Raw genomic sequence first — 7,082 nt, 5'->3', positions numbered from 1 at the left:
GGCGGGGGGCTGTTTGTCGGTGCAGGGGGGCTGAGTGCTATGGTGCTGCTGATGGCCTCATCGCTGGCAAGCCAGCTCCCACAAGGTCTGCGGTGCACGCGATCCCTGTGAGAGCTGGCTTGCCAGCGATGAGGCCCTTGAGAGCACTACATCAAGGACAGGACCCCCGCCAATGAGGCCCACCCCCGACTTCATGCACTGGTGGCTCGAAGCCAATGCCCGCTTCGACGACTGCCACACCCCGGACGAACTGTTCGAGGACACCTCGCGCCTGACCCGTGCCCTGGGTTTCCAGCGCTTTGCCTGGGGCCGGCGCCGCGCCGTGCCGTTCAGCCAGGCCCGCGCGCAGTTCACCGGCACTTATCCCGCCGCCTGGCTGGCCGACCAGGACCGGTTTCCGCCCCCCGGCCTGCTGCTCTGGGACGACAAGGCCGACGCCCCCGGCAGCCTGCGCGACATCGGCTTCGCCAGCGGCGCCACCTTCACCCAGCGCTGCCGCGACAGCGGCTGGCAGATGCTCTGCGTCGCCCGGCAAAAAGGCCCGCTCAAGTCCGCCGAACTGCTCCCCCTGAAGCTGCACCTGCGCAGCCTGCTGGAGCTGCTCGACGAGCACCTCGAACGGGTCGAAGGCCGCGCCGCTGCCATCCCGCTCAGCGACCGGGAAACCGAGATCCTGCGGTGGATCGCCGACGGCAAATGCTCCAAGGGCATCGCCGCCATCCTCGACCTCTCCGAGCACACGGTGAACTTCCATATCAAGAGCATCCTGCGCAAGTTCGACTCGCCGAACCGGGTCCAGGCGGCAGCGCAGGCGGCCGCATTGGGGCTGATCTGAGGTCGCCATTGGTCGTCCGGCAACCGCTCATGCAGACGCTTGTTTAAAACGAGCGCGCCTGTGCAAAACGCCTGTTCGACGCGATGAAAAAGTGAGCTGTCTCCCGTCGGGACGCCATCGGGCGGGACGTTTCCTACACGAATTTACCTGCCTGTTCCGGTAGTTGTCCCTGTGCAGCCGTCCCCCTACTGTCGTCACCGTGCTGTCGAGCGGTGGAATAACGCGAAAGGACAATCCCACCCTTTGTCCGCGTTGTTCTCCCTGGACATTCGGACGGGTTCGAGACAAGCCGGCAGCTTGTCTCCTGGCGCTGCACTCCTACAGCGCCAGCCGTCCTGTTTTTTCGGTTTCGCAATCGCGGGAGACAACCATGATCCACGACGTCATCGTGGTCGGCAGCGGTGCTGTCGGCGCGTCCATCGCATTCGAGCTGGCCAGCCGCGGACTCAGCGTCTGCCGGGTCGGAGAAACCGCCCGCCATAACGCCGCCTCCCGCGCCGCCGGGGCGATGAACGGCTGCTTCGGCGAAGTCACCCGCGGCCTTCTGGCCAGTGAATACGGGCGCCTGAAACTGGCCATGGACATCCAGGCCAAGGGACTCTGGGCCCACTGGAACGAACGCCTGGCCCGGGCCAGTGGCAACGCCGCAGGCTTGCTCAGCGCCTGCGGCACCCATGTAATCCTCAACTCCGCCGGCATGGCCGAGATCGACAGCGTCAACTACGCCGCGATCGAACAGGCGCTGCGCGACTACCAGACCTTCTACACCCCGGTGGCCCCCGGCGAGCTGGAGTGGATCAAGGCCAACGACCTGGTGCGGCCGATGCAGGCCCTGCTGATCCCCGACGAAAACGCCATCGATGCGCCGTTGCTCCTGGAAAAGCTCGACGCGGCGCTGCTCGGTTGCGGTGGCGAGATCATCGCGTGCAATGCCCGTGCGGTGCTGAGCGAAGGCTGGAGCGCCACCGGCGTGGCCCTGCAGGACGGTCGCCATCTGCCCGCCCGGCACGTGGTGGTGGCCGCAGGCGTGCACTCGCTGGACCTGTTCGACGGTCTGGAGGAAATCCGCCGGCATATCCCGCCGCTGTTCGCCGGCTACGGGGTATCGATCCTCCTGCGCCTGCGCCCGGGACAGTTGCCACCACAAACGGTGATCCGCACGCCCAATCGCGCCTTCGCCTGCGGCCTGCACTGCGTGCCCCGGGGCGACGACCTGCTGTACATCGGCGCGACCAATATCCTCGCCGAACAGCCGCGCAGCCATGCCCAGGTCTCCGATGTGCAGTTCCTCCTCGACTGCGCCGTCGACCAGCTCAACCTCGACCTGCATGACGCCTCGATCGTCGACATCCAGGTCGGCAACCGCCCGGTCACGGCCGACGGTTTCCCACTGATCGGCGCCTGTGACTACGACGGCCTGTGGCTGGTCACCGGCACCTACCGCGACGGCCTGCACCAGTCGCCGCTGCTGGCGACCTGGATCGCCGACCGCATCGAGGGCCTCGACAACAGCCTCGACCTGTCCTGCTTCACCCCGATCCGCGAGCCCCTGGCCGGGCTGCCCCGGGACGAGACGGTGGCGGAAACCGTGCGGCAGATGTTCGCCACCGGCTACGAATACCGCTGGAACATCAAGCCCTACTGGATGCCCCTGCTGGACCAGGGCATGAGCGAAAACTACACGCGCCTGATCACCTCGCTGCACCCGCGTTTCACGCCGCCGCCGGAACTGGTGGCCTTCTCCTGGCTGTATCGCTCGATGTACGAGCGCCTGGCGGCCTACTACGAGGCCTGGTCATGATTCTTTGCGCTTTCGAGCACCATCAGGCCCTGGCCCTGCGCGAGTTGAGCGAGGCCGGGCTGTGGGACCCGCAAGGCGATCTGCGGGCCATCACCGACAAACACTTCAATCCCGACCGGGCCCTCGATGCCCGGCGCCTGGATGCCTTTCGCGACGATATCGCCGAACGCTGCGCACGGATTCCCCTGGGCCATATCCTCGGCTACGCCGATTTCGGCGGACAGCGCCTGCTGGTCGGCAGCGGCACCTTCGTGCCACGCCGGCAGAGCCTGGCCATGGTCCGCTGGATCGAGCGCAACCTGGCCCTGACCGGCGACTCCACGGTCTACGACCTGTGCGCCGGTGTCGGTGCCATCGGCCTGGCGATCTGGGCCGCGACCGGTGCGCGGACCGTCTGCGTCGACAGCGACAGCACCGCCCGGGCCTACCAGCAGCGCAATATCCGCCGCCTCGATGCCCAGCGTGAAGTCAGCGTGCTGGCGGCCGACATCACCCGCCCCGAAAGCCTCGCGGCCGCCCGTGGCGGGGTCGATGTGGTGGTCAGCAATCCGCCTTATGTGCCACCGGGCACCGAGCTGCTGCCGGAGTGGGGCGATCACCATCCACCGGGGGCCATCTATGCCCGCAAGCAGGGGGCCGAACTGGTCGTCGCCAGCACCGTCTGCGCCGCCGGCATGCTGCGCCCGGGCGGGGCGCTGCTGATCGAGCACGGCGAGGGCCTGTCGGAAAAGGTCGCCGCCACCCTTGAGCGGCACGGCTTCGAATCGATCCACCTGTGTCAGGACGACGATTTCAGCGACGCAACGGGACCTTCCGTTTTTACCGTAGGGAGAGCGCCATGAACGACCATGCACGGATGCCCGCAGGCACCGACGACAACTGGATGAACATCCGCCGCCAGCGCACCAGCGATGCCCTCGATGGCGCGACGGCAGAAGGCCTGACTGGCTTCGAGGTGGTCGCCCGCAACGGCAAGCAACTGACCCTGGTGGATGGCAGCGTCTGCACCGAGTTCGTTTCCTGTTCCTATCTCGGCCTGGAGAATCATCCGGCCCTGGTGCTGGCAGCCCAGGTGGCCCTGGAGCGATTCGGCGTGCACCTGTCCGCCAGCCGCGCGGCCATGAGCCCGCTGTACCTGCGCCAGCTAGAGCAACTGCTCGGCGATATCTACGGGGGATGCAGCGTTACCGTGTTCAGCTCCACCAGCAATGCCCACCTGGGCGTGCTGCCGTTGCTCGGCAGTGGCGGCATGGACGGCTACCCGACCCGCGAGCGTGGGGTGATGTGGTTGGTGGACCGTACCGCCCACGCCTCGATGCAGGTCTTGCGCGGGGTGCTTGCCCAGTTCGGTCCGGTACGCCGGGTCGACAGCGCCGACAGCGACGGCCTCGAGGAAGCGCTGGTGCACTGCGAGCGCGAGCGCCTGACCCCGGTGATGCTGATCGACGGGGTCGGCTCGATGTCCGGCCTGCTGCCGGTGGCCGAGCTGAGCGAACGCCTGCAGCGCTATAACGGCTACCTGTACGTCGACGACGCCCACGGTATCTCCATCAGCGGCTGCTACGGCGCCGGTTACGCCTTCGAAAACCTCGGCCATCACCTGCCGGCCAACACCCTGATCGCCGGCTCGCTGAGCAAGGCCTTTGGCGGTGCCGGCGGTTTCATCGTGCTCAAGCCCGGGGCCAATGCCGGGCAATTGCGCGCCCTGGCCAATCCGCTGGTGTTCGGCCACAGCATCCCGCTGCCGTTGCAGGCGGCCAATGTCGCGGCCGCGCAGATTCACCTGTCCTCGGACATCCTGACCTTGCAGAAAGCGCTGTGGAGCAATGTGCGGCGCCTCGACGAGCGGGTCGAGCAAACCCTGCTCAATGCCGGCTTGCGGGCGCCGATCCGGGGTGCGCTGTTCGACAACGAACGCCAGGGCACCCTCGCGGCCAGTGCCTTGCGCGCCTCGGGCCTGGTGGTGTTCCCGGTGTTCTACCCGATCGTCGAAAGCGGCCGCGCGCTGCTGCGTTGCGCGGTATCGGCGGCGCACAGCGCGGAGCAGATCGATTGCCTGGCGCGCAAGCTCAACCTGCAGATCAGCCGGGCTCCCGGCCAGCGCTGAACGAGGGAGGACGAGCCATGCCCGTGAACGCCGAGTTGCAGCCGTACCGCGAACAACTGGACCAGATCAACGAACTGCTGGTCGACCTGCTCGCCGAACGCATGGCGATCTGCCGGGTCATCGCCAAGGTCAAGTCGGCCCGGGGCATCCCGATGATGCAGCCGTCGCGGGTGACCTCGACCCTCGACCAGGTCCGCGCCCTGTCCGGTTCGCGGCAGTTGCGCCCGGAGTACCTGGATGGCCTATTCCAACTGATCATCGAGGAAACCTGCGACGAGGAACTGCGGGTCATGGCCCTGCTCGCCGGGTCGGCGGAGGAGGGCTGAGGCATGCGCGCGCTGATCGTCGACAACTTCGACTCCTTCACCAACAACATTGCCCAGTACCTCTACGAGGTATGCGGCGAGCAACCGGTGGTGCTGCCCAATACCCGCAGCTTCGAGCAGCTCGACCTGGGGCGTTTCGACGCCGTGGTGCTGTCGCCGGGGCCGGGGCATCCGACCCGCGCGGCGGATTTCGGGGTCTGTCGCGAGGTGCTGGAAAAGGCGCGGATTCCCTTGCTCGGGGTGTGCCTCGGGCACCAGGGCATCAACTGCTTTTTCGGCGGCAAGGTCGAGCACGCGCCGCAGCCGGTGCATGGCTACCGCACGCGCATCCGCCACGGCGGACAGGACCTGTTCGCCGGGATCGCACAGGATTTCGAGGTGGTGCGCTACCACTCGCTGGTGTGCACCGAGGTGCCGGACTGCCTGGAAGTCACCGCCCGTTCCGACTGCGGCCTGGTCATGGGCCTGGCGCACCGCGAACGGCCGATCTGGGGCGTGCAGTTCCATCCCGAGTCGATCGACTCCGAGCATGGCCGCCAGCTCCTGCGCAACTTCGTGCGCCTGGTCGGCGAGGGCCGCGCGCACCGCCGCGAGGCCGATATCGCCCGGGCCTTGCGCGAAGCCGGAGGCCCGCCGCGCCTGGATTTCGATTTTCAGCCGCTGGCCCGGGTGCCCGAGCCGCTGGACGCCTTCGACAGCCATTTCGCCGGGCAGGGCGCGGCCTTCTGGCTCGACAGCGAGCTGGCCGACCGCGGGCAGGCGCGTTATTCGCTGATGGGGGCGTGCGATCCGGCGTCGGCGCTGGTGTTCGGCTATGACGTGGAAAACCGCTGCCTGAGCATTCACGGCCCGGAGGGACAGAGCCAGCTCAACGGCGATTTCTTCGAGCTGATGGGGCAGGTCATGGCACAACTGCGCCAACCGCAGCGACCACAGGCTCCGTTTCCCTTTACCGGCGGCCTGGTAGGCTACCTGGGCTATGAGCTCAAGGCCCTGACCGGTACCGACAATGCCCATGTCTCGGAATTTCCCGACGCGCTGTTCTACCTGCCGCAGAACCTGTTGGTGTTCGACCACCTGCGCAACAAGGCCTGGCTTTGCCACCTGTGGGGCGAACGCCTGACCTTGCAGCCGCCGTGCAAGGCCAGCCGGGCGCGGATCCCGCAGTTCTTCCCCGGTCCGGTGTGCGAGTCGGCCCTGGGCCTGTCCGACAGCGCCGCGACCTACCGGGAAAAGGTCGATCGCTGCCTGCGCGAGATCGTCGACGGCGAGTCCTATGAGATCTGCCTGACCAACCGCGCGCGCATGGCCTGTGCCGAGGCGCCGCTCAAGGTCTACCAGCGCATGCGGGCGATCAGCCCGGTGCCCTACGGCGCGTTCATCGATACGGGTAGCTTTGCCATTCTCAGCGCCTCGCCCGAGACCTTCCTGCGCATCGACTGCGGCGGGCGGATTCTCTCCCGGCCGATCAAGGGCACCCGGCCGCGGGGCTGCAACACCGAGGTCGATCAGTCGCTGCGCCAGGAGCTGGCCGACTCGGCCAAGGACCGGGCGGAAAACCTGATGATCGTCGACCTGGTCCGGCATGACCTCAACGGCATCTGCGTGCCCGGCTCGGTGGCGGTGCCACGGGCCTTCGCCATCGAGAGCTACAGCTCGGTGCACCAACTGGTCTCCACCGTGGAGGGCCAGTTGCGCGCCGATGTCGCGCCCTTCGCGGCGATCCGCGCGTGCTTTCCCGGCGGTTCGATGACTGGCGCGCCGAAGCGCCGCACCATGGAGATCATCGACCGTCTCGAATCCTCGGCCCGGGGTGTCTATTCTGGCGCCCTGGGCTGGATCGGCGTGGATGGCTACACCGACCTGAGCATCGTCATCCGTACCGCCGTGCTCAAGGATGGCACTGCCAGCTTCGGCATCGGCGGCGCCATCGTCGCGGCGTCGGACCCGGCGGAAGAAATGCGCGAAACGCTGGTCAAGGCCAGCGTGCCCTTCCACAGCATCAGGAGGTGA

General features: G+C 67.3%; 6 protein-coding genes. All 6 read left to right on the top strand.

The genetic code is table 11. The annotated features are described in order from the left end of the window. The first annotated feature begins 172 nt into the window (after positions 1-172). Entirely contained in the window at positions 173-835 is a 663-nt protein-coding gene (locus tag PSEMO_RS19075) for a LuxR C-terminal-related transcriptional regulator (protein ID WP_081430290.1), read from the top strand. Between the two features lie 370 nt (positions 836-1,205). After that, positions 1,206-2,636, top strand: coding sequence for an NAD(P)/FAD-dependent oxidoreductase (locus PSEMO_RS19070; protein ID WP_075804527.1), 1,431 nt, complete (start codon positions 1,206-1,208; stop codon positions 2,634-2,636). Next, positions 2,633-3,478: a N5-glutamine methyltransferase family protein gene (locus tag PSEMO_RS19065; RefSeq protein WP_075804526.1), complete on the top strand. Its 846-nt coding sequence runs from the start codon at positions 2,633-2,635 to the stop codon at positions 3,476-3,478. Before PSEMO_RS19070 ends, PSEMO_RS19065 begins: the two co-directional genes overlap by 4 nt. Further along, on the top strand, positions 3,475-4,743 hold the full coding sequence (locus tag PSEMO_RS19060) for an aminotransferase class I/II-fold pyridoxal phosphate-dependent enzyme (RefSeq protein WP_081430289.1): 1,269 nt from the start codon (positions 3,475-3,477) through the stop codon (positions 4,741-4,743). Before PSEMO_RS19065 ends, PSEMO_RS19060 begins: the two co-directional genes overlap by 4 nt. Before the next feature lie 17 nt (positions 4,744-4,760). Beyond that, a complete protein-coding gene (locus tag PSEMO_RS19055; RefSeq protein WP_075804525.1) occupies positions 4,761-5,069 on the top strand; it encodes a chorismate mutase in 309 nt (102 codons plus the stop codon). A 3-nt stretch (positions 5,070-5,072) separates the two neighbouring features. Continuing rightward, complete coding sequence (gene pabB, locus PSEMO_RS19050; protein WP_075804524.1) at positions 5,073-7,082, top strand: aminodeoxychorismate synthase component I; 2,010 nt, start codon at positions 5,073-5,075, stop codon at positions 7,080-7,082.

Source organism: Pseudomonas putida (genome assembly GCF_001941965.1).
Taxonomy (GTDB): domain Bacteria; phylum Pseudomonadota; class Gammaproteobacteria; order Pseudomonadales; family Pseudomonadaceae; genus Aquipseudomonas; species Aquipseudomonas putida_L.
This window is presented reverse-complemented; position numbering and strand designations above follow the sequence as displayed.